At 31.6% G+C, this 21,576-nt stretch carries 20 protein-coding genes; 14 read left to right on the top strand and 6 right to left on the bottom strand.

Annotation, left to right across the window (positions count from 1 at the left end; genetic code table 11):
• Nucleotides 1-316: 316 nt before the first annotated feature.
• The 3 genes from IJI80_RS02670 (at nucleotide 317) to IJI80_RS02660 (ending at nucleotide 3,623) form a co-directional block, all read left to right on the top strand.
• Nucleotides 317-1,186 carry an Mrp/NBP35 family ATP-binding protein gene (locus tag IJI80_RS02670; protein WP_292787445.1) on the top strand — a complete coding sequence of 290 codons (870 nt, stop codon included), beginning with the start codon at nucleotides 317-319 and terminating at the stop codon, nucleotides 1,184-1,186.
• A gap of 302 nt (nucleotides 1,187-1,488) precedes the next feature.
• The gene (locus IJI80_RS02665) at nucleotides 1,489-2,016 is read left to right on the top strand and encodes a carbonic anhydrase (protein WP_292787443.1); all 528 of its coding nucleotides are present in this window, start codon (nucleotides 1,489-1,491) and stop codon (nucleotides 2,014-2,016) included.
• 587 nt (nucleotides 2,017-2,603) lie between these two features.
• Nucleotides 2,604-3,623: a TFIIB-type zinc ribbon-containing protein gene (locus IJI80_RS02660; protein ID WP_292787442.1), complete on the top strand. Its 1,020-nt coding sequence runs from the start codon at nucleotides 2,604-2,606 to the stop codon at nucleotides 3,621-3,623.
• Between the two features lie 80 nt (nucleotides 3,624-3,703).
• Here IJI80_RS02660 and IJI80_RS02655 read toward each other — a convergent pair whose 3' ends face one another.
• On the bottom strand, nucleotides 3,704-4,591 hold the full coding sequence (locus IJI80_RS02655; protein WP_292787440.1) for a DMT family transporter: 888 nt from the start codon (nucleotides 4,589-4,591) through the stop codon (nucleotides 3,704-3,706).
• Between the two features lie 245 nt (nucleotides 4,592-4,836).
• On the opposite strand from IJI80_RS02655, the gene IJI80_RS02650 reads away from it, so the two are divergent.
• From IJI80_RS02650 to IJI80_RS02640, 3 genes are all read left to right on the top strand, one after another.
• Nucleotides 4,837-5,346 carry a hypothetical protein gene (locus IJI80_RS02650; RefSeq protein ID WP_292787438.1) on the top strand — a complete coding sequence of 170 codons (510 nt, stop codon included), beginning with the start codon at nucleotides 4,837-4,839 and terminating at the stop codon, nucleotides 5,344-5,346.
• A gap of 206 nt (nucleotides 5,347-5,552) precedes the next feature.
• On the top strand, nucleotides 5,553-5,792 hold the full coding sequence (locus IJI80_RS02645) for a hypothetical protein (protein ID WP_292787435.1): 240 nt from the start codon (nucleotides 5,553-5,555) through the stop codon (nucleotides 5,790-5,792).
• Between the two features lie 59 nt (nucleotides 5,793-5,851).
• A complete protein-coding gene (locus IJI80_RS02640; RefSeq protein WP_292787433.1) occupies nucleotides 5,852-6,973 on the top strand; it encodes an acyltransferase in 1,122 nt (373 codons plus the stop codon).
• Between the two features lie 125 nt (nucleotides 6,974-7,098).
• Here IJI80_RS02640 and ade read toward each other — a convergent pair whose 3' ends face one another.
• Nucleotides 7,099-8,820 (bottom strand): adenine deaminase, encoded by a 1,722-nt coding sequence (gene ade, locus IJI80_RS02635; RefSeq protein ID WP_292787432.1) that lies wholly within the window; start codon nucleotides 8,818-8,820, stop codon nucleotides 7,099-7,101.
• A gap of 191 nt (nucleotides 8,821-9,011) precedes the next feature.
• Between ade and IJI80_RS02630 the strand changes: the two genes are divergently transcribed.
• Entirely contained in the window at nucleotides 9,012-9,461 is a 450-nt protein-coding gene (locus IJI80_RS02630; protein WP_292787430.1) for a secondary thiamine-phosphate synthase enzyme YjbQ, read from the top strand.
• Entirely contained in the window at nucleotides 9,439-9,678 is a 240-nt protein-coding gene (locus IJI80_RS02625) for a DUF3781 domain-containing protein (RefSeq protein WP_292787429.1), read from the top strand. Before IJI80_RS02630 ends, IJI80_RS02625 begins: the two co-directional genes overlap by 23 nt.
• 102 nt (nucleotides 9,679-9,780) lie before the next feature.
• On the opposite strand, the gene pheT is transcribed toward IJI80_RS02625, so the two are convergent.
• Together pheT and IJI80_RS02615 are read right to left on the bottom strand one after the other, a co-directional pair.
• Nucleotides 9,781-11,433, bottom strand: a complete 1,653-nt coding sequence (gene pheT / locus IJI80_RS02620; RefSeq protein WP_292787428.1) for a phenylalanine--tRNA ligase subunit beta — start codon at nucleotides 11,431-11,433, stop codon at nucleotides 9,781-9,783.
• A 184-nt stretch (nucleotides 11,434-11,617) separates the two neighbouring features.
• Nucleotides 11,618-11,974 carry a hypothetical protein gene (locus tag IJI80_RS02615; protein ID WP_292787427.1) on the bottom strand — a complete coding sequence of 119 codons (357 nt, stop codon included), beginning with the start codon at nucleotides 11,972-11,974 and terminating at the stop codon, nucleotides 11,618-11,620.
• Between the two features lie 285 nt (nucleotides 11,975-12,259).
• Between IJI80_RS02615 and IJI80_RS02610 the strand changes: the two genes are divergently transcribed.
• Nucleotides 12,260-15,022: a valine--tRNA ligase gene (locus IJI80_RS02610; RefSeq protein ID WP_292787425.1), complete on the top strand. Its 2,763-nt coding sequence runs from the start codon at nucleotides 12,260-12,262 to the stop codon at nucleotides 15,020-15,022.
• A 124-nt stretch (nucleotides 15,023-15,146) separates the two neighbouring features.
• Here the strand turns inward: IJI80_RS02610 and IJI80_RS02605 are convergent, their stop codons facing one another.
• On the bottom strand, nucleotides 15,147-15,752 hold the full coding sequence (locus IJI80_RS02605) for a flavodoxin family protein (RefSeq protein ID WP_292787424.1): 606 nt from the start codon (nucleotides 15,750-15,752) through the stop codon (nucleotides 15,147-15,149).
• Between the two features lie 156 nt (nucleotides 15,753-15,908).
• Between IJI80_RS02605 and IJI80_RS02600 the strand changes: the two genes are divergently transcribed.
• The 5 genes from IJI80_RS02600 to IJI80_RS02580 all read left to right on the top strand — a co-directional run bounded on the left by IJI80_RS02600 (nucleotide 15,909) and on the right by IJI80_RS02580 (nucleotide 21,380).
• Nucleotides 15,909-16,694 carry an ADP-ribosylglycohydrolase family protein gene (locus IJI80_RS02600; protein ID WP_292787423.1) on the top strand — a complete coding sequence of 262 codons (786 nt, stop codon included), beginning with the start codon at nucleotides 15,909-15,911 and terminating at the stop codon, nucleotides 16,692-16,694.
• A 198-nt stretch (nucleotides 16,695-16,892) separates the two neighbouring features.
• Nucleotides 16,893-18,512, top strand: coding sequence for an AarF/ABC1/UbiB kinase family protein (locus IJI80_RS02595; protein ID WP_292787422.1), 1,620 nt, complete (start codon nucleotides 16,893-16,895; stop codon nucleotides 18,510-18,512).
• Nucleotides 18,513-18,712: 200 nt separating this feature from the next.
• Entirely contained in the window at nucleotides 18,713-20,080 is a 1,368-nt protein-coding gene (gene aroA, locus IJI80_RS02590) for a 3-phosphoshikimate 1-carboxyvinyltransferase (RefSeq protein ID WP_292787421.1), read from the top strand.
• Between the two features lie 27 nt (nucleotides 20,081-20,107).
• Nucleotides 20,108-20,740 carry an endonuclease III gene (gene nth, locus IJI80_RS02585; protein WP_292787419.1) on the top strand — a complete coding sequence of 211 codons (633 nt, stop codon included), beginning with the start codon at nucleotides 20,108-20,110 and terminating at the stop codon, nucleotides 20,738-20,740.
• Nucleotides 20,741-20,795: 55 nt separating this feature from the next.
• Nucleotides 20,796-21,380, top strand: coding sequence for a phosphatase PAP2 family protein (locus tag IJI80_RS02580; protein ID WP_292787418.1), 585 nt, complete (start codon nucleotides 20,796-20,798; stop codon nucleotides 21,378-21,380).
• Between the two features lie 12 nt (nucleotides 21,381-21,392).
• On the opposite strand, the gene IJI80_RS02575 is transcribed toward IJI80_RS02580, so the two are convergent.
• The coding region (locus tag IJI80_RS02575) for an MGMT family protein (RefSeq protein ID WP_292787416.1) at nucleotides 21,393-21,576 on the bottom strand (184 nt) is incomplete at its 5' end.

Here is a 21,576-nt window from a genome sequence, read left to right as displayed (position 1 = left end):
TTTTTATTTTTTTCTTTTAATTTTCTATTTTTTTAATTTTTTCTATTTTTTCAGTATTTCTATTTTTTAAATTTTTCATAATTTTTTTCTTTAATTATATTAATTGTAGGCATGATAATTTTAATATTTATGAGTTTATGATTGATTTAATTAATCTTATTTTAATTTATTTTAGTAGTTACACTATTTTCATATCATAATATCCACATGCATCTACATATCCTTCTATATTTTAACTAATTTTTATAAAAAAATAATATTTAAATAATTTAACTATAATATATTATACTGTTTAAAAAAAGTTATGAGGCATAAAATGGCAAATAATGGACATGGACATCATGGAGCTGCAAATTTGACTCCTGAACAACAGAAACAAATGATTGAACAGGAATTAAGGCTCTTTGAACATATGAAAAATATTAAATACAAAATAGCTGTTATGAGTGGAAAAGGCGGAGTAGGTAAATCCACAGTAGCTGCTAACTTAGCTGAAGCTTTTCAGAAAAAAGGATTATTAACTGGTATACTTGATGCAGATATTCACGGACCAAACATTCCTAAGATGTTAGGGGTTGAAGGTAAGGATGTAATGATTGAACATGGAGAAATGATTCCTGTAATGAGCAATAATGGAATCAAGGTCATGTCAATGGGATTCTTAATTGATTCTCAAGACACTCCAATCATTTGGAGAGGCCCTCAAAAATCAGGATCCATTAAGCAATTCATGGCAGACACTGCATGGGGAGATCTTGATGTTTTAATTATTGATAACCCTCCTGGAACTGGAGATGAGCCATTGACTGTACTTCAGTCATTGCCAAATGTTGATGCGGTAATTATGGTAACCACACCGAACAGCCTATCTCAGGAAGATGTATTGAAATGTGTAGGTATGGTTAAGATGCTAAACATTGAGGATATTGGACTTATTGAGAATATGTCTTATTATGTATGTCCTCATTGCGGTGAAAAAACCAACATATTCGGTGAGTCCCAAGGAGAAAAATTTGCAAATGATATGGGAGTTGTTTATTTAGGTAACTTGCCTTTAACTGAACAGGTTCCTGAATCTGCAAATCAGGACAGCACTATGGTAAATAGTTATGCTGATTCTGAAGTCAGTCAAAAGTTTTCAGAGATTATTGACAATATAAAATTAGCGTTTTTAGATGATGAATAATCAATTCACTCATCTTTTCTATTCTTTTTTTAATTTATATTCTTTCTTTTTTTCATAATTCTTTTTTTTAATTTTTTAATCATTATTTAATTTAATTAAGTATTTTTCAACGATTAATGTTCAAATAACTCTTTTTTAAAACAGATTAAGATAATTTTATATAGTTAAGAAAACATAAATTATTATATAAAATTGTATGTTTTTCAATCAATTTTATGCTTTTTAAATCAATTTGAAGACTATAATTATAAATTATAAAAATAAATTATCTTTTTAGTCTTAAGGTATTTAGAGGTATTTGTATGACTATATTGGATGGTATTTTAGAAGATAACAAGAAATTTGTCGAAAACTTTGAAGGAGAGGAAATGTCTCACCATGCACAAAAGAAGTTAGCTATTCTTACTTGTATGGATTGCAGATTAATCGACTTCTTTGAACCCGCTTTAGGACTTAAAAGAGGAGATGCAAAAATAGTCAGAAATGCAGGAAACTCCATTGTAGGAGAAGATGCAATCAGGTCTATTGGTGCTGCATTATACAATCTCGGAGCTGAAGAGGTATTGGTTGTAGGTCACACTGAATGTGGTATGGCTGGCGCTGATGCAGATGCATTAAAAGAGAAAATGCTTGCAAGAGGCATAAAAGAGGAAGACATTGCAAAATATGACTTGGCAGAATGGATTGGTGGATTTGAATCTGAAGAGGCAAATGTGCTTGATGTTGTTGACAAGATCAAAAATCATCCATTGATTCCAGATGTTCCAGTGCACGGTCTTATAATTGACATTGTAACTGGAGAATTAAAAGTCTTGAAAGAAGATTATTAATGCAAACTTTTATATATGACGGTGTTCATAATATAATACCCGACATGTATGGAAAGTTCGATTAATTTCAATAAGATTTATAATATTTGATTAAAATTATTATAAGTTTTTAGAAAAGTTTAAAAAATTTTTTCTAAAATCTTTTTATTTTTATTGAAACCACCTAAAATTAATTTATTTCACCAAATTAGATTAATTTATCATATATCACTAAAAATAATTAATTTTGCAAATGTTAATTATTATAATTGTAACTGTAGTGCTGTTGCTATAAGTAATGGGGCTATCAAAGTTCCCGAACATACATTATACCACGACTTGGATTCGTGCTAAGTTATGCCAAAGGCTTAGCTTTCAATTAATAACCAGTTAATTGAAATTGTAGAAAAATAAACATCATCAAAATCATACTTTATAGGACGCTTTCTTTTTTAGTTCTATCTTTTAATTGCAATAGTAATTTAATTGCTATTTACTTGTCAACTTTATTATCCCACTTTATTAATAAAACCATATCCCACCTATTTATTCATAAGTTTTGATAATGGAGTAGTAATCTGAATTCGAATGTATTAAAAAGGTAAAAAATGAGCGTAAATGAATCTATTATTAAAAACAGTGTATCCGGCAGTAAAACTTATTTTAAAAATGAAATTGAGGGAAATGAATATTCCACTATATTGAAAGAAAGATCTAGACGTAGAAGATCCTCCCGTTTACAAAGCAATGAAGTTCAGGTAGTCACATGCCCTAATTGTGGGTCCAGTGAATTTTTCATGGATTATATCCATTCTGAAAAATCATGTAAAAAATGTGGCTTGGTTCTTGAAGAGAACATTGTTGATTCTACCTTTAGAGGAACCGCTAGAGATAAGGAAGGTAATTTCAAAAGTCAGAATGGTGCACCTAATGACATAACCATTCATGATGGTGGATTGTCAACCACTTTTGATATTAACAAAGGAAACATAAAAGATTATACCAAATGGAAACGCTTGAGAAGATTGCATAATCAATCTCGTGTAGGCGGCACTCGTGATAGGAATTTATCCAGGGCTTTCACTGAGTTGGGTTTAGTAATTTCCAATTTAGCTCTTTCAAATAGTGTAAAAAGGGAATCTGCATCCATTTATAGGAAAGCATTGGATAAGGATTTAGTCAGAGGCAGAAGCATTAGCAAGCTTTTGGTTGCTACAGTTTACATTTCATGCAGACTCTGTAAGGTTCCACGTACTTTAGATGAAATCGAGAAAGGAACTGGAATAGACCAAAAGACCATTAGCAAAAATTACAGATTCCTAGCAAGAGAATTAGGTATTAAGTTATCCCCTATATCTCCAAATGATTATATTCCAAGATTTGCTAGCAAATTAGGATTGTCTTCCAAAGTGGAAGTTAAATCCATTGAAATCATTAATCAGGCAAAGGAATTAGGATTGACTTCAGGTAAGGACCCTGCAAGTGTTGCAGCTGCAACTTTATATGGAACTTCCATGTTGTTTGGAGAACGCAAAACTCAAACTGAGATTGCAAAAACTCTTAATGTAACTGAAGTTACCATTAGAAACAGATTTAAAGAATTAAACAATGAATTAGACTTTGTATAAGTTTAATCGTGTTTAATTTTAATTTTTTTAGCTATTTTTATTTTCCAATTATTTTATTTTTTCATCTATTCCTATTTTTTTTAAACCTCATTTGCAGAGCTTCTGCTTAATAGTATTAATGCAACTATTGTAATAATCACTCCACAAGCCATTAGTACTGTAGGCATTTCCAAATAGAATATCATTCCAAATGCAAGAGCTGCTATTGGCTCTCCAGAAGACAATATAACCGCTGTTCCTGCATCCATATGATTCAAGGAAATTGTTATGAATATGTAAGGCAATGCAAATGATACTAATGAATGCAACAATAGGAATGGGATATTTAAAGCAGGATTCAAGCTAACGAAATTTGCGATTTGAGTGAAACTGGTAAATGGAATTGTCACTACTGTAATTGTAATCAATGAGTATAATAGTATTGTAAATGTGTGCCTTCCCATATCAATTGATTTTCTTGATGTAACTGAGTATATTGCCCAAAAAACAGCAGATCCGATACCTGCAATTATTCCTATCCATGAAATGTCAATTGAATTTTCCTCAAGAAGTCCAGTTACCAATGTACAGCCAATAAGTACAAGAATTACACATAATACTTTAATTGAAGTTATTTTTTCTTTAAACAGGAAGTATTCCAATACCAAAACAAAAACAGGAGCAGTGCTTAAGAGTATAGCTGCAAGAGACAATGGTACTGTATTGATGGAACTATTGTAACATAAGTTCAATCCAAGAATGCATAGTCCACACAGTACAAATAATGGAATATCCTCTTTATTTATCTTCAATAGGCTTTTATCAGTAAGGAATATAGCTATAAATATGTATAGGATAGCTATTGAAAATCTTAAAAAAAGCAATGTGGTTGAATCCACTCCATTTTCAGTCAATGTTCGGACAAATATTCCAGTGGATCCAAACATTATTCCTGCAATGATTGGTAAAAGTAAGTATATCTTTTTCATTATTTCACTTATTTTTTTAATTCATTATATTTTATATATCTCATTTTATTAAATTTTTATCTTTCATCGATTAACTCCTATATTTTTCATATATTTTTCATATATTTTTCATCCTCTTTGAGTAAAAAAATGAATACATTTATATATTTTGTATGACAATTTAATAGTATACAAAAGTAATTTATGTATTACATTACTGAATTATTTTTATGATTTAGAAATTTTATTTAAATTGGGGGAGAAAAATGCCTGATAATGAAGGAAATAATGAGCAAAAAAGCAATAACTATGAATTTGATAACTCTGGATTTAAAGCTAAGGATTACAATGATGCAGATGAGTTTGATATTTGGGATTTAGAGCAAATATTCAAAGACAGAGTTAAGATATTGCAAGATTTGAACACTGAATTCTGGGATGCTTACGAAGATTCAAAAACAGTTGCTTCTGGAAGAAAAGCTGGTGAAAAGGAAAGATTACAGCCTTTAAGTGTTAGAGTGAAACCTCATACTAAAAAATTCCTAAAAGAGGAATCCATTCTTTCTGGAAGAGAGATCTTGGAAATATATGAAGATTACAATAATGGCAGTGAAGATTATATCAACTCATTAAAAAGAGATGAAATGCTTCTTAAGGAAGAGCTTTCTGAAATCGAATTGAAATTGCAGAATGCTAAAGAGTTTACTGAAAAGTTAAACGACATTAAGGAAGCAAAACAAAAAAGAAATGAAAAGATCACTATAGATATTGAATAGTATCTACTGACTTTTTTACTTTCTTTACTTTTTTTATTTTATTTAAATTAATTTTATTTGATCTGTTTTTATTTTATACATTTTTATGAATTTACTTTTTTCAATTACTTTCACTTTTTTAATTACTTTCACTTTTTTAATTAATTTTACTTATTTTCAAAAACTTTTATTTATTAGTAATTTCTAATTAATTTTGATGATTAGTTATGATAATAGAAAAAGTTTCTAAAAATGAGGAATGGGAAGACTACTTTATAAAAAGCAAATCCTCCAATAAGCATTACATTATCACTTTTGACCTTTTAGAGGATACAGTCAGCTGTGACTGTGAAGACTTTAAGTACCGTAGGGAAAACCTAAAATTCGGGGGAGTCAAAGTAAGTGATAGGGAAAATTATTGCAAACACATAAAAAAGATTCTAGAAATTAGAGATCAGTTAAAATAGGAAAATTCCACTATTTTATTTAGTTATTTATAAATATTATCTAAACAAATAATTTATATATGAATAATGAGAATTTGGCCTACACTAAAACTATTAAACCTAGAAATTTTGGGATTGATCTGTTAAGAATTGTATGTATGTTAATGATACCAGTTCTCCATATTCTTGGTCATGGGGGAGTTCTTTCAAGTGTGATTCCATTTTCAATGAGATTTGAATGTGCATGGCTATTGGAATTATTCTGTTTTTGTGCACTTAATTGTTTTGTTTTAATTACTGGTTATGTTTATTTTTCTAAAAAAACAAAATTTTATAGGGTATTTACACTTTGGGTGGAAGTGCTATTTTATTCAATCATCATATTTTTAGTTTTACTATGGTTTATGCCCAATAAGGTTACTATTGATCAAATTTGGCCATCATTCTTCCCTACATTTTTTAATAGTTATTGGTTTTTTACATCCTACTTAGGCATGTTCATTTTTTCACCATTTATTAATGAAGGATTAAATAAATTTTCTAAAAAAGAGGATTTAATAGTTGTTTCTTTAATATTTATAATATTATCGTTTTTACCAACTATTTTTAATCAAACTAATGCTTTTAGTCTTGATAGTGGATATTCTGTTTTGTGGTTTATTGTATTATATTATATTGGGGGCATCATTCATAAGTATAATTTATATAATTATTTAAAAAATAATAAATGGTTTTTAGTTTGGTTTATGTGTTGTTTGTTTACTTTGCTTGTAAAAAATATTGTTGACTTGATTTATGTAAATAATACAAGTAATCCTTTTTTAGCTTATAATTCTCCGTTGTATTTGATTGGTTCGGTTGCATTATTATGCTTTTTTATAAATCTTAAAATAAGAAATAAATTTTCAATAGCAATTATAAACTTTTTTGCCCCAGTTTGTTTTGGTGTTTATTTGATTCATGATAATTATTTGATTAGGCATTATCTTATGAAGAATTCATTTGCATTTTTAGCTAATTTCAATGCCCTTTCAATGACATTATTAATCATTGGCTTTGCTTTGGCTATTTTCATATCATGTTCTTTAATTGATTGGATTCGAGAATTATTATTCAGGAAACTTAAAATTAAAATAAGATTTGCTAATTTAGAAGAAAGAATTAATAATAGTTTAGATGAATTTTTAGATAGCAAAACTTAAGTTGGTGTGTAAAATAGTTTTATGAAACAGAATAGTTTATAAAAATAAAAGGATAAAAAAAAGTAAATGAAATTAAAAAGAATATTTTAAAATATTAAAAGAGAATTATTAAAAAAGGAATAACCTTATTTAATAATTACATCCATAAATTCGAAATTATCACCATCAAACAATCCTTTATCGGATATTTTAATGGATGGAATTACCAGCAATGCCATGAATGCCATTGTCATGAATGGCGCTTCCACTTGACATCCTAATGCTTTAACCATATTATGTAAAATGCCTAATTTTTCAGCTACCTTACTCACATCATCATTAGACATCAATCCAGCAATAGGGAGAGGCAATGAGTCAGAGAAATCTTCACTAACAACAGAAATACCTCCTTTATCATCAATTACTTGATTTACTGCATCAGCCATCATTTGAGAGTTATAACCGATGACGATTATGTTATGTGAGTCGTGAGCAACTGATGAAGCGATTGCTCCTTTCTTAAGTCCAAATCCTTTAACGAATCCATTAGCAATGGTGTTTCCACCATAACGTTCTACAACAGCAATCTTTAAGACGTCCTGGAAAATGTCAGGTTGCACTACACCATCTTCTACATATAGCCTTGCGGTTGCTTTTTTAGTTAAAAGTTCACCATCAAAGCACTCTATTACATTGACTTCACATTCGTCCCCATCATAATGGATATCAAAGTCACTTGCGGTCTTCTTAGTTGTATTGATTGTATTTTTAGGTTCGATTTCTGGAACGTCAAATAAAACGTTCTCTCCATCGAATACACATTCTCCACCAACATATGTTTTTAGAACGTTACAGTCATATATGCTGTCAACAATTATAAAATCTGCTTTTGAACCAGGTACAATAGCTCCACAATTTAGGTTATAATGATATCCTGGGTTGATTGTTACCATATTAATTGCTTTAATAAGATCAATTCCTAAATCAACGGCTTTATGGATGGATTTATTTAGATGGCCCTTGATTAAATCGTTTGGATGCTTATCATCACTAACTATAAAATCGAATAAAGGGGAGTAAATCTTTCTGTCAAATATATCTCTAAACATAAGGCCCATAGGTCCTGTAAAATCAATAGATTGACGACCTTCATCTATATTAAAAAGACCTTCCATATCCATAGCGGATGAGCCATCACGGACCATAATTTTCATACCTTTTATCTTTTTCTCAAGAGCTTCTATAACATTACTGCATTCGTGGTCTGTACTTATACCTGCAGCAAGGTATTTATCCAAATCTCCTCTACTTACGAGTGGAGCGTGACCATCAATTGGTTTTCCATATTTTTTTGCCAATTCCAGTTTCTTATGAACCTCTTCGTCGCCGTTAATTACACCTGGGAAATTCATCATTTCTCCCAATGCAACAATCTCATCTTTTTTAAGCAAATACTCTATATCAGAGGAATCTAAAACAGCACCGGAGGTCTCAAATCCAGTAGCTGGTACACAGGATGGGGCAGTGAAGAAAAAATTAAATGGAACTTGCTTTGCATTTTCTATCATTGCTTCAACCCCTTCGATTCCTAAAACATTGGCTATTTCATGAGGGTCGCAAACAACAGAGGTAGTACCATGACGAACTGCAATTTTAGCAAATTGTGCCGGTGTAACCATACTGCTCTCAATATGAATATGGGAATCAATGAATCCTGGAAGCATTAATCCTTTTACATCAACATTTACAATTTCTTTTTCAGAAATTGTAATTGGGGTCACTTCTTTAAATATACCGTCTTCTATTGTAATTCTAGCAGGATAAATAGTATCAGATACTACATCCAACATATATGCTGTAAATGACATCTTATTCACTCTCTTAAAAACTTGGTAAAGATAGTATTATAAACCAAAATATTTTTTAATCTTTTACTTAGTTAAATCTTTATTTTCTGCATTAATAAGTTTTATGAAATGGTTTTATTATTATCATAAGTAAAGTTTTTTAAGATAAATTCTTTTAATATAAATTCAAATATAATTATGATGGTGATTAGATGGCTGTAATAAACAAATCATTAAGGGTGAGTTCAAGTCATAACTTTCAGATTATAGACATTACAAGGGATATTGTAGCTATTCTGAATGAGACAAGTAAGGAAAATAAAATAAGTGATGGTATTGTTAACATATTTACAAAGCATTCTACAAGTGCCATTCGTGTAAATGAAAATGAAAAAGGGCTTTTATTGGATTTTGAAAAGATATTAAAAGACATAGTCAAGGAAAAGGACAATTACAAACATGATTTCATTGACAATAATGCAGCATCACATATAATGGCATTTCTCTTGGGTTCATCTGAAACCATTCCAATAGTAGATGGCAGATTGGATCTTGGAACTTGGCAATCAATATTCTTCATTGAATTGGATGGTCCTAGAACTAATAGAACAGTTGATTTAACTTTCATAGGTGATGATTATGGAACTCTTAAGGAATCTTGATAAGGTACATACAACTGAAATGGGTGTAGATAGAATTAAAAGGAACATTGAAGTTGATGTAGATGATATTGTAGCTTACTGCATAGACAAGATAAAGCAGGAAAATGCAGTAATCGAGAAAAAAGGAAAGAATTATTATGTAAGTGTTGATGGGATTATAATCACTGTAAATGCTTCAAGCTATACAATAATAACTGCTCATAAAGAGAAAAAATAGATAATAAAAAAATAGTTTAATTGTTTAAAAAAATTATTATTAAATAATAAAAAATGATTGAAAATCATTAAAAATAAAAAAAGAAAAATAAATTGAATTCAATTAGAGGAATTCAATTTCAAATGCTATAACTGGATATTCCAATTCAAAGTTTCTAATAACTTCAGGAGCTATTTCACCAAAGAATCCAGTTATATTGCCGCTTTTAGATTCACCACTGACATCAGCTACTCTACCTGGAATGAAACTTGGATTAGTTGAATCACTGATTTCCATGCTGTATCCTAAATTGGAAAGCACGCTGGAAACGGTTGATTTTATTTCAGTGAAGTTTGCAGAGCTGTGACAAATCATACCCGCTAATTTTTTAACTTGTCTTGTCTTGTTAGCGGATTTCTCATCCATGTATAAGACATCACCGATTTCAAAGATCTTTTGTGGAAGGTCTTCATGCTTGTTGTCTTCCAAGAATTCCATTAAGCTATTGAGCAAGCTTGTTCTAATCATGGTTCCGCTAATGGTAATTGGTTTGGAAACTTGAACATGGTCAATCTCTTCCTGGTTCATCTTTGCATATTGGCTTTCTTCACTGGTTAGCATTAAGCTCATTACTTCCTGGAAGCCTAAACCTACCATAACTTCTCTGATAGTTTTTTCACCTTTAAACCAGTTATCTTCACTTGCGACGGTAACGATATCAGGTAATTTTGCTTCAACTGCATTGATATGATATTGGATTGTAATGTTTTCAACAATATCCACTTCGTGCAATATGTCAACTCTGTAAGGTGGAATAAGCACTTCCAATTCGTTATCATTAATTATGTTAGCATCAAATCTTGCCTTTTCAAGCAATCCTTCAATGTCTTCAGCAGTTAAATCAGTTCCTCCAATTAATTCATTGGTTAAATCAACGTGAACATTTCTTACTTTTGGAGTGAAATCTGGACATACTATGGTCTCATCTTCATAAATCACTTCCATGGATTTCACTTTTCCTCCAACTTCTGCAAAGGATGCACAGAGGATATTTAATGCCTGTTCAACTGCTCTTTCATCAGTTCCAGTTACGTCAACAATGATGTTTTTAGTGTCTTCTTTAAGTTTGGTCAATTCTCCGTTGATGATTGGAGGCATAGACAATACCTGTTCGTCCTTATCAATAATGAGAGGGTATTTGTCAAACTTATCAATCAAATGAGCGTATTTCTCTCCCTTTGCATGATCTTTCAATATTTCATCTGGAGTCATTTCCTCATCCATTTCAAGAGGAACAAATGAATGTTCGTCTTTTGGAGTTGCAATGTATTTGTATGGTCCGCTAATGACATCAGCGTTATGGACACCAATTGCCACTTTTTTACGGTCTCTTCCAATTACCCAGTGAAGGTTTTCCTGGAAATCCATAATGTATTTGATTTTATCTCCTGTGAAGTCAACTCCTTCTATCCTTGCAAATCTGATGTAAGGTCTGATTTCTGCAACATCTGGACTTACATAAACCTTTTCGCCTGATGGTTCAATCTCATATTTTGGAAGTCCAGTTTCCATTCCCAAAAATCCTTTAAATGATCTTGCCACTCCTTCAACAGATAAGTTATCTGGACGATTTGGGAAGAATTCTACTTTAATCTCTTCATCATCATAATCTTCAATATCACTTGCCATCATAGGTAAGGTATCGATAAGTTCATCTTTTTCCATATCAATACCCAAATCCTTTAAATCTTGATATTTAAATGTAATTACAGGCATATTATCTCCTAATCTCTTTATAAAATTTTATTAGTATTTTTAAGTTTAATTTTAAGTATATTTTAAGCTTAATTTTAAGATTAATTTAAGCTTTTTATGTTTTATTTAAATTTTAATTTTAATTAAGCTATTTCTAATCAATCATAGGGTTATCTAGGAATTAATTAAAAATAGAAATTATTCCTTATAATCCGAATACGGCGATAAAGAATAAAGATTCAAAAACAAAGTGTAATGCTCTATGAGGTAACCATGGCATATGTTTAATTGCAATTGAATGACTTACATCCAATAAGAAATGTATTAATGCTGCTAAAAATCCCACTTTCAATGAGAAAAATACACAAGACACGAAAATAAAATGGAAAAGTGCTTCCAATGCTTCATGAACAATCCATGCTTCCATTACAGAGTCTAATGAACTGCTAACTACACCACCAAATATTATGTAGAAGTCTCTTACATAGTCCCAAACAAGTCTGCTGTGAACTTCATCACTTATAGCAAGTGCAATAGCTACATAAAACCATAATAATTGCATTTTGTCACCTCTTTAAATTAATTTTTGAAAGTTAGTTATATACTATGTTTCTTTTTGTCTATTATTTATTATATAATTATTGTTTTTAAATAAAAAAAATGAAAAAAATTTTTCCCATTACCAAATTGCTATAATTTACAACAATATTTAATAAATACTTTTTATAAATATTAAATTAGAATGTTTTATTTTGAAATATTAATATATTAAAAAACTTATTAAAGTTTCAATAAATGCATTTTTATTTTAATTATTTTTATTATTCATTCTATTTGGAGGAATATTTTGACAAATAAAGAAATTCCTAAAGATTATGACCATAAAAACGAAGAAAAATGGCAGAAAAAATGGGAAGATGATGAAGTTTACAAATTTATTGGTGATGGAACCAGACCAAGATACATTATAGACACTCCACCGCCTTATCCAACTGGGTTGCTTCATATGGGTCACATTCTAAACTGGGCTTATATGGACTTCAATGCAAGATACAGAAGAGAAAAAGGTATGGATGTATTGTTCCCACAAGGTTGGGACTGTCATGGTCTTCCTACTGAAGTAAAAGTGGAAGAAACCCATAACATTAAAAAGAATGATGTTACAAGAGCAGAGTTCAGAGATATGTGTACTGAACTCACAACACACAACATTGAAGTTATGAGAGGGCAAATGCGTTCTGTCGGTTTCTCACAGGATTGGAGTAGGGAATACATTACCATGACTCCACAGTACAGGAAAAGAACCCAATTATCCTTTTTGAAAATGTATGATCAAGGATTGATCTATCAAGGAATTCACCCTGTAAACTGGTGTCCAAGATGTGAAACAGCTATTGCTTTTGCAGAAGTTGAATACAGTGACAACACAACCTTCTTGAACTATGTGAACTTTCCACCTGCAGATGTTCCTGATGAAGTCCTTGCAAATGTTGAAGGAAATTCCTATGTAAGATATGCTGATTTCCCAGATAAGGCTGATGCAAGCGTTCCTGGCGTATTGATTGCTACCACTCGTCCTGAACTCATGTCTGCTTGTGTAGCAGTAGTGGTTCACCCAGATGATGAAAGATACAACTCATTATTAGGCAAATATGTGGAAGTTCCTTTATCAGGTCAAAAGGTTAAGATCATTGCTGATGAAGAGGTTGATATGGAATATGGTACTGGTGCAGTAATGATTTGTACTTTCGGGGATAAGACTGACGTTGCTTGGGTAAACAAATATGACTTGGATGTCATTGAAGCCATTTCAGAACAAGGTAAATTGACTGAAGCAGCTGGAAGATACGAAGGCATGGAACTCCCTGATGCTAAGAAGCAAACCATTGAAGACTTGAAAGCTGAAGGTTATTTAACTAAGCAGGAAGAAGTTGACCAAAATGTAGGTCAATGCTGGAGATGTAAGACTCCTATCGAGATTTTGGTTAAAAAGCAATGGTTTGTAGCTGTAACCAAAATGATTGATGAAAGTAAAAAAGCTTCAAATGAAATGCGTTGGGTCCCAGAACATATGGAAAGCCGTTTATTGAATTGGGCAGATTCCATGGAATGGGATTGGTGTATTTCAAGACAAAGATTATTTGCAACCCCTATTCCTGTATGGTACTGTAAGGAATGTGGTAAGGTCATGTTACCTGATGAAGATCAATTGCCAATAGACCCTACTGTAGACAAGCCTAAACATGCATGTGAATGCGGTTGCACTGAATTCATTGGTGAAGAAGATGTATTGGATACCTGGATGGACAGTTCAATTTCACCATTATCCGTTGCAGACTGGCCAAATCCTGGTTGGGAAGAAATTTTCCCATCAAGCATTCGTCCACAAGGACACGATATCATTAGGACTTGGGCATTCTATACAACTCTTCGTTGTTTGGCATTAACCGGTCAAAAGCCATTTGATGACATTGTAATCAATGGTATGGTATTCGGTGAAGACGGTTACAAAATGAGTAAATCCCGTGGAAACGTAACTGGTCCTGAAGAGGTTATTTCAGAATATGGTGCAGATCCTTTAAGATTATGGGCTGCAAACAGTGTACCTGGTTCTGATGTTGCATTCGATTGGAAAAACATCAAGCATGGTTACAAATTCATAAGAAAATTCTGGAATGCATTCAGATTCATTAGTATGCACATCTTCGATGAAGAGTCTGAAAAGGCTTTAAGCGGTGATATTGAAGCTATTAAGGCAAACTTGAATCCAATGGATACCTGGATTTTTGCAAAACTCAATAAAGTCAATAAAATCGTTGATGAAGCATTTTATGATTACAATTACAGCATTGCTGTCAATACAATTGAACAGTTCGTATGGCATGATTTCTGTGACGAATACATTGAAGCGGTAAAATACAGATTATACAATGATGACATTAGTGATGAGTCAAGAATTGCAGCAAAATACACACTTAGAACTGTAATTGAAGACACTTTAAAATTGCTTGCTCCAATTGCACCGTTCTTTGCAGAAGAAGTTTACCAATACTTTGGTCATGAAGGAAGCATTCATAATGAGCTTTGGCCTGAAATCGACCCTAAATTAGATTCCACTCAAGTGGAAGAGGATGGAGACTTAGCTATTGAACTCATTGGTGAAGTCAGAAGATTCAAATCCGCTTCCAAAATCCCATTGAATGCAGATGTGGAAAGTGCAACTGTTTACTTAAATGAAAAGACAGAAGACTTGAAAGATGTATTTGAATACTTTGCAGATGACATTAAAGGCACTTTAAAAATCCAAAACTTCCAAGTTACCACTGGTAAACCTGAAGTTCATGAGAAAGTCATTGAAATTGAGCCTGACATGAGTAAGATTGGACCAACCTTTAAGAAGAATGCTGGTCAAGTTATCGGATTCATCAAATCAACTGCTCCTGATGAAATAGCTAAACAATTAGCTGAAAATGGTGAAATAGTTATTGCTGATGGTGTAATCACTGAAGATTTCTTAAAAATGAAAAAAGAAATTGTAGGTGCAAGCGGTAAAAAGGTTGACATATTGCAATCTGAAAAGCTTGGCGTTATCGTAGAAGTAATCAGATAATTGCTTTTAAGTATTTAAAAAATAATTTCATGAAAAGTTTAATGCTTTTCATGTAAACTCTTTTTTTATTATTTTTTTTATTATTTTTTTATTGAAAATTTATTCAAAAAATATATGATTTTATCTATTTTTTACTTAATTCAGCACCTATTTCAAAAGCATTTTTTAAATCTAATTCAAACTGTCTTTCCATTTCTTTTATTTCTTCCTCAGTCTTTTTCTTGCTTGTCATTCCTTTATAATTTACATAAACTTTAACTTCACCATTCAAAAGTTTAAATAAATCCTCTGTTGATTTAAGGTTTGGACGAACTTTTTTCTCAAAATGATTTTTTGGAGAAATTACACTATAAAATATTCCCACATTTACTTTTCCCTTGTAATAATAGTTTCTATCATATGAAATAATGCAATAGATAAGCCTTTCAACTAAAGCCCTGTAATGGCTTGTCGGTTCATTGAAGAAAATTTGGGAACCTATTAGGAGAGTGTCTGCATTTAAGATCTTTTCAATAATTGGTGATAAGTCATCTTTCCAATGGCACTTGAAGCTTTCTTTGTTTTTCTTTTTACAGATTGTACAGATCATACATCCTCTTAAGTCTATTCTGTACAAATCAAAGTATTCAACTTCACTGCCTACAGATTCAGCACCTTCACTCGCAGATTTCAATAGTTTTCCTATTTCTTGTTTCATTTTAGGATCTGCATTAATTACAACTGTTTTCATATTCCCACCTTTTAACGCTTAATGAATATTATTCATATTAAACTTTATAAAAATTGCTTTTTTTATACTTTTTTATATGCTTTTTAGCTAATTTTTAGATATTTTTATAAGTAACGGAGTTCATAATTATAGTATATAATAATATGGGGGTAAAATATGAAAGGAATTATTGGCACAATCGCAGGAGATATTATAGGATCTGTTTATGAGTTCCATCCTATTAAGACTAAGGATTTCTCTCTTTTTAATAAAAGGTCTTCATTTACTGATGACACCATCATGACACTTGCTGTAGCTCAATGGTTACTCAATGATAAGAACTCAAAAGAGGAATTGGTTAAACAACTGCAAAACTTTGGACATAGGTATCCTAAAGGAGGATATGGCAGAATGTTTAACAATTGGTTGAGGACAAAAAATCCAGAGCCTTATAATAGTTGGGGAAATGGTTCAGCAATGAGGGTTTCTCCTGTTGCATGGGTTGGAGACTCATTAGAGGAAGTTCAAAAATTGGCAAGGATTTCTGCTGAAGTGACCCATAATCATCCGGAAGGAATTAAGGGAGCATTGGCAACTGCAGATGCTATCTATTTGGCAAGACTTGGATCATCAAAAGGGGAAATCAGAGACCATATTGAGCTAAGATATGGTTATGATTTAGATAGGACAGTTGATGAAATAAGGCCTTACTATAAGTTTGATGTTTCATGTCAAGGGTCTGTTCCAGAATCTATCATTTGCTTTTTAGAGGCTAAGGATTATGAGGATACCATTAGAAATTGCATTTCATTAGGGGGAGATGCAGATACCATGGCAGCTATTGCAGGAGGAATTGCTTCTGCTTTCTGGGAAGTTCCAAATGATATTCACTCTAAATCAATCAATAGATTATCTGATGACCTTTTAAATGTTTTAATTGAATTTGAAAATAAGCTTGTATAATCTCAAATTCTTTTTTCTTTTTTAATTTTTAATTTTCTATTTTGATAATTTTTTCGCTTTTTTGAATTTTTTAGATAAATTTAATTATAATTTTAATCAAATATATTCTTAGTAATAAATTTAAGATTAAAAGTCTTAATTAAAAACATTTTAAATTAATAAAAACAATGAAAGCTTCTAATTTAAAAGGTGGTAATAATGCAAAGAAGAACATTATCACGTTTTGATGAGATTATAAAAGTCTTTAGGAAATACGATTTTGATAAGTTTTTAGGTCAAACTACTCGTAATAAGATAAGCCCATTTAGAAGTGATGCTGATAATAAGGAATTATTGAAGGAAGACTTTCCAGAAAGATTAAGATTAATGTTTCAAGAGCTTGGAACAACCTTTATTAAATTTGGTCAATTGCTTGCTTCAAGGCCTGATTTAGTTGGAGAAAGAATTAGCGAAGAGCTTTCACAACTGCATGATGATAATCCTCCAGTAAGTTTTGAAGAGATTAAGGAAATGATTGAAACTCAACTTGGAGGAAATATAGAAGATCTCTTTGAAGAGTTTTCTGAAAGCCCGCTTGCAACAGCTTCCATTGCTCAAGTTCATGAGGCGAAATTGCCGACAGGTGAGCGAGTAGCCGTTAAGGTTCAAAAGACCAATGTTGAGGAAATCGTTGAAACTGATTTAAGCATAATGAAATTCATTGCCAATGAATCAGATAGATTCAACACAAGCCTCAAACATTTAAATCTTCCTGCTGTTCTTCATGAATTTGACAAATCAATTCATAAGGAAATGGATTTTGACAATGAATTGATGAATATCAGACATTTGAATGACAATTTCAAATATAATGATAAGATTATTGTTCCTACCATATATCCGGATTATTCAACTGAAAAAGTTTTAACTATGGAATATGTTGAGGGTGTTAAATTATCAGAAGTCATTGCAGGGGATGACCCAAAATACAATAAGATACTTATTGCAGATAGGATTGTTCGTTCCTATTTCCAACAGCTTTTCATTGATGGTTTCTTCCATGCAGACCCTCATCCAGGCAATATATTTGTCGCTGATGACAATGCAATATGCTATATTGATTTTGGAATGATGGGAGTTCTTGATGAGGATTTCAGGCAAGATTTGGCTGAATTGATGATTTATTTCTCAGACCGTAATATTGATGGACTAATCAATCAGTTAATCCGTATGGATATTTTAAATGAGAAAACAGACATCAATATTTTAAAAAGTGATCTTAATGACTTATTTGCAAAGTATTATGGGGTAGAGCTTAGCCGTTTCAATGGTATTATTGAAGACTTGCTTTTCTTGATGCAAAAATTTGATGTAAGATTGCCTAATGAGTTTGTTCTAATGGCAAGAGGATTGTCAATGGTTGAAAATACAGGGTTACGTTTAGACCCTGATATTGATGTGGTGGCTCTTCTTAAGCCCTTTGCTCGCAAATTAATGGTTCAAAGATACAATCCTCTAAAAATGGCAAGCAATGCAAAAAACAGCTTTTTTGCCTTTGAACATGTCCTTAGGGCATTGCCAAGTCTTATTTCAAAAACAATCTATAAGGTTGAAGAAGGGGAAGTGACTGTCAATATTGAAGTAAAGCATATCAGTGAGATAGCAAACCAACTTTCTCTTGCTATCATTATTGCTGCACTTTTAGTCGGTTCTTCACTTGTAATGCTGATTGATGTAGGGCCTAGATTCTATGAAATGCCGGTACTTGGTTTTGTAGGATTTACAATAAGTTTAGCACTTGGTGTATTCACTGTCTTAAGGTATTTCATTGACTTTTAGATTATATAATTTTTTATAAAGTTTTTAAAACTTTTTCTTTTTTTATTTTTTATCTTTTTTTATTTATTTTTCTATTTTCAAAAAAAATTCTTCAATTCCTTTTTAGATAAGTTTATTATTAATTTTAATCTAATAGTTTAATAGATAATTATATTAAAAAATAGATTAATTTTTATTTAATTAATCAAAGGATGTATTAAATGAATCTTAAAATAAAAAACTTTTCTAAAATTAATGGAACCGTTAAAGCTCCTTCTTCTAAAAGCTATAGCCATAGGGCAGTTATCCTTTCATCACTTGCTGAAGGAAAATCCAAGCTATTTGATGTGCTTTACTCTGAAGATGTCCTATCAACCATAAGGGCATGTGAAGCTCTTGGCGCTAAAATTGACAGAAAGAAAGAAATCATCTTAAAAGGAGATAAAAGCCAAACTGTTGACTATTTGGAAGTTTATGGAACTGGGGGCAAATTACATAATATTAGCGAAAATCCTTCTGAAGACATGATTGATCTCGCTAATTCCGGCACTACACTTAGAATCATGACAAGTGTTGCTGCATTATCTGATAATGAAGTGATATTTACAGGGGATGATTCCCTTAAAACAAGACCTATGGGTGCATTGATTGATGCATTGGAAGAATTAGGAGTTAATATAGAATCATTGAATGATAATAAAAAGGCACCTCTTAAGATTTATCCTGGTTATGCAGGTGGACAAACAGATATCTTGGGAAGCATAAGTTCCCAATTCATATCATCAATTCTTATTTCTGCTCCATTATCTGAAAAAGGAGTGGAACTTGAGGTTTATCCTGAATTCGTATCAAAGCCTTATGTGGATATGACCATTTCCATTTTAGAAAAATTTGGAATATCCATTGATGAAGACACTTATCAAATCCATGAAACCTGCAAGAAAGATCATACTGATTGCTTAGGTGTTAAGTTTAATGTAAAGCCACAAAAATACATTGCAAGCGATTATATTGTTGAAGGGGATTTCTCCTCTGCTTCCTATTTGCTTGCAGCTACAGCTATTGCAGGTGGTTATGTGAGAATTGAAAATTTATTTGCCGATTCAAAACAAGGGGATAAATTCATCTTAGATATTTTAGAGAAAATGGGTGCTAATGTAACTCAATTTGATGATTATGCTTCACTTAGGTCTGATGGAAATCTTAAGGGAATTGATGTAAACCTATCAAATGCACCAGACTTATTGCTTACTGTAGCGGTTCTTGGAGCAGTTGCAGAAGGAAAAACAACAATCACTGGTGTTCAGCATGGAAGATTAAAGGAAACTGACAGAATCGACACCACATGCAGAGAGCTTGAGAAGTTAGGATGCAAACTTGAAGAGTTTGAGGATGGAATGACCATTTATGGCCAAACCATTGGTGATGGAACAGTTGAATCACATAACGATCATAGGTTGGCTATGGCATTTTCATTGCTTGGATTAAAGCATGATATTGAAGTGGAGAATGGTGAATGCTTTGATGTATCATTCCCTAATTTCATCGAGCTTATGGGTGAAATTGGCGTTGAGATGGAATTGAAATAAATTATGAATCTATTTGGAGTTTAGAAAATGAATGATGAAGAAAGAATAAGAGAAATCTTTAAAAGATTAAATGAAATTTACACTATCCGTACTTTCCATGACCATGACCCTTATAAAGTCTTGATTAGAACTATTTTATCTCAAAGGACAAGGGATGAAAATACAGATCAAGCTGCAAACGCGTTGTTTGATGTTTATCCAGACATTTATGCTGTAGCAGATGCTCCAGTAGAGCATGTACAGGAATTGATTAAGCCTGCAGGATTCTATAGGGTGAAGGCAGCCCGTATTTTGGAAGTTTCAAGAATATTGATTGATCAATATGGCGGTGAAGTTCCAAGAGAAATGGATGAAATGCTTAAGCTTCCAGGGGTAGGTAGAAAAACAGCTAATTGTGTAATAGTATTTGCATTCCAAGATGCAGCTATTCCAGTAGATACTCATGTTCATAGAATTTCAAATAGATGGGGAATTGCTGATACAAAGGAACCTGAAGAGACAGAAATTGTTTTAATGGAAAAGGTTCCTAAAGAACTTTGGGTGGATTTAAATGATTTGATGGTTCAGTTTGGTCAGACCATTTGCAGACCTATTGGTCCTCAATGTGATAAATGTCCACTTACAGACCTTTGTGACTATGATTCAAGTAAATTAGAATAGATTGTTTCATTATTCTTATGAAAGAGTTTTAATGACCATGATTTGAGGGATAAAAATGAGCAATATTCAAGTAAGCATAATGTATTTTATCAATAATGGATTGCAGAATCCTTTTTTGGATTGGATAGTGCCTATAATATATTCTTTTGCTGATGTAAGGGTAATGTTAACTCTATTGATATTGGTCTTTATAGCTTCAAGAATATTAATGAAAGAAAAGATAAATAAAATAGCCATGTTATGCATTATTGCTTTTGGTTTGGCTTCTGTTTTTATATTATCATCTAAAATTTTTTATCCAAGCACTAGGCCTTTTGTAGCTTTTGAGTGGATACGATTAACTGTTAATGATAATGGTTTTTATTCTTTCCCATCAGGTCATTTTGCTATTGCAACTATGATTCTTTCAATCATTTTAATGAATGTGGATAAATATAAAAAGGAATTGTTTGCATTATCAATTTTATATTTGCTAACCTTAGCATTTGTAGTCATATATGGAGGAGTTCACTATCCAATTGATGTTCTTGGAGGGTTTATAATTGGAGTATTGTCTGCAATAGTTACAGTACGTTATCTGGGTTTTTTAACAGAATATCTGGATAATTTCTTTACAAAATATTTTGATAAATATTTTTAATTATTTCTAAATTTAAACTAATCTTGTTTGGCTTGTTTTATCAAGTGATATTATAGGGCTATCTCCAACTACTTTCTTTCCTTGAATCATCAAGCCATCTAATTCAAGTAGTGTTTTTTTAGATTCAAGTCCTTCTGCAACACCACCGAATCCTCCGATGGTTCTGTCTGATTTAACTGTTCTGTGGCATGGTATG

The sequence above is a fragment of the Methanobrevibacter sp. genome (assembly GCF_017432245.1).
Lineage (GTDB): Archaea > Methanobacteriota > Methanobacteria > Methanobacteriales > Methanobacteriaceae > Methanobrevibacter.
This window is presented reverse-complemented; position numbering and strand designations above follow the sequence as displayed.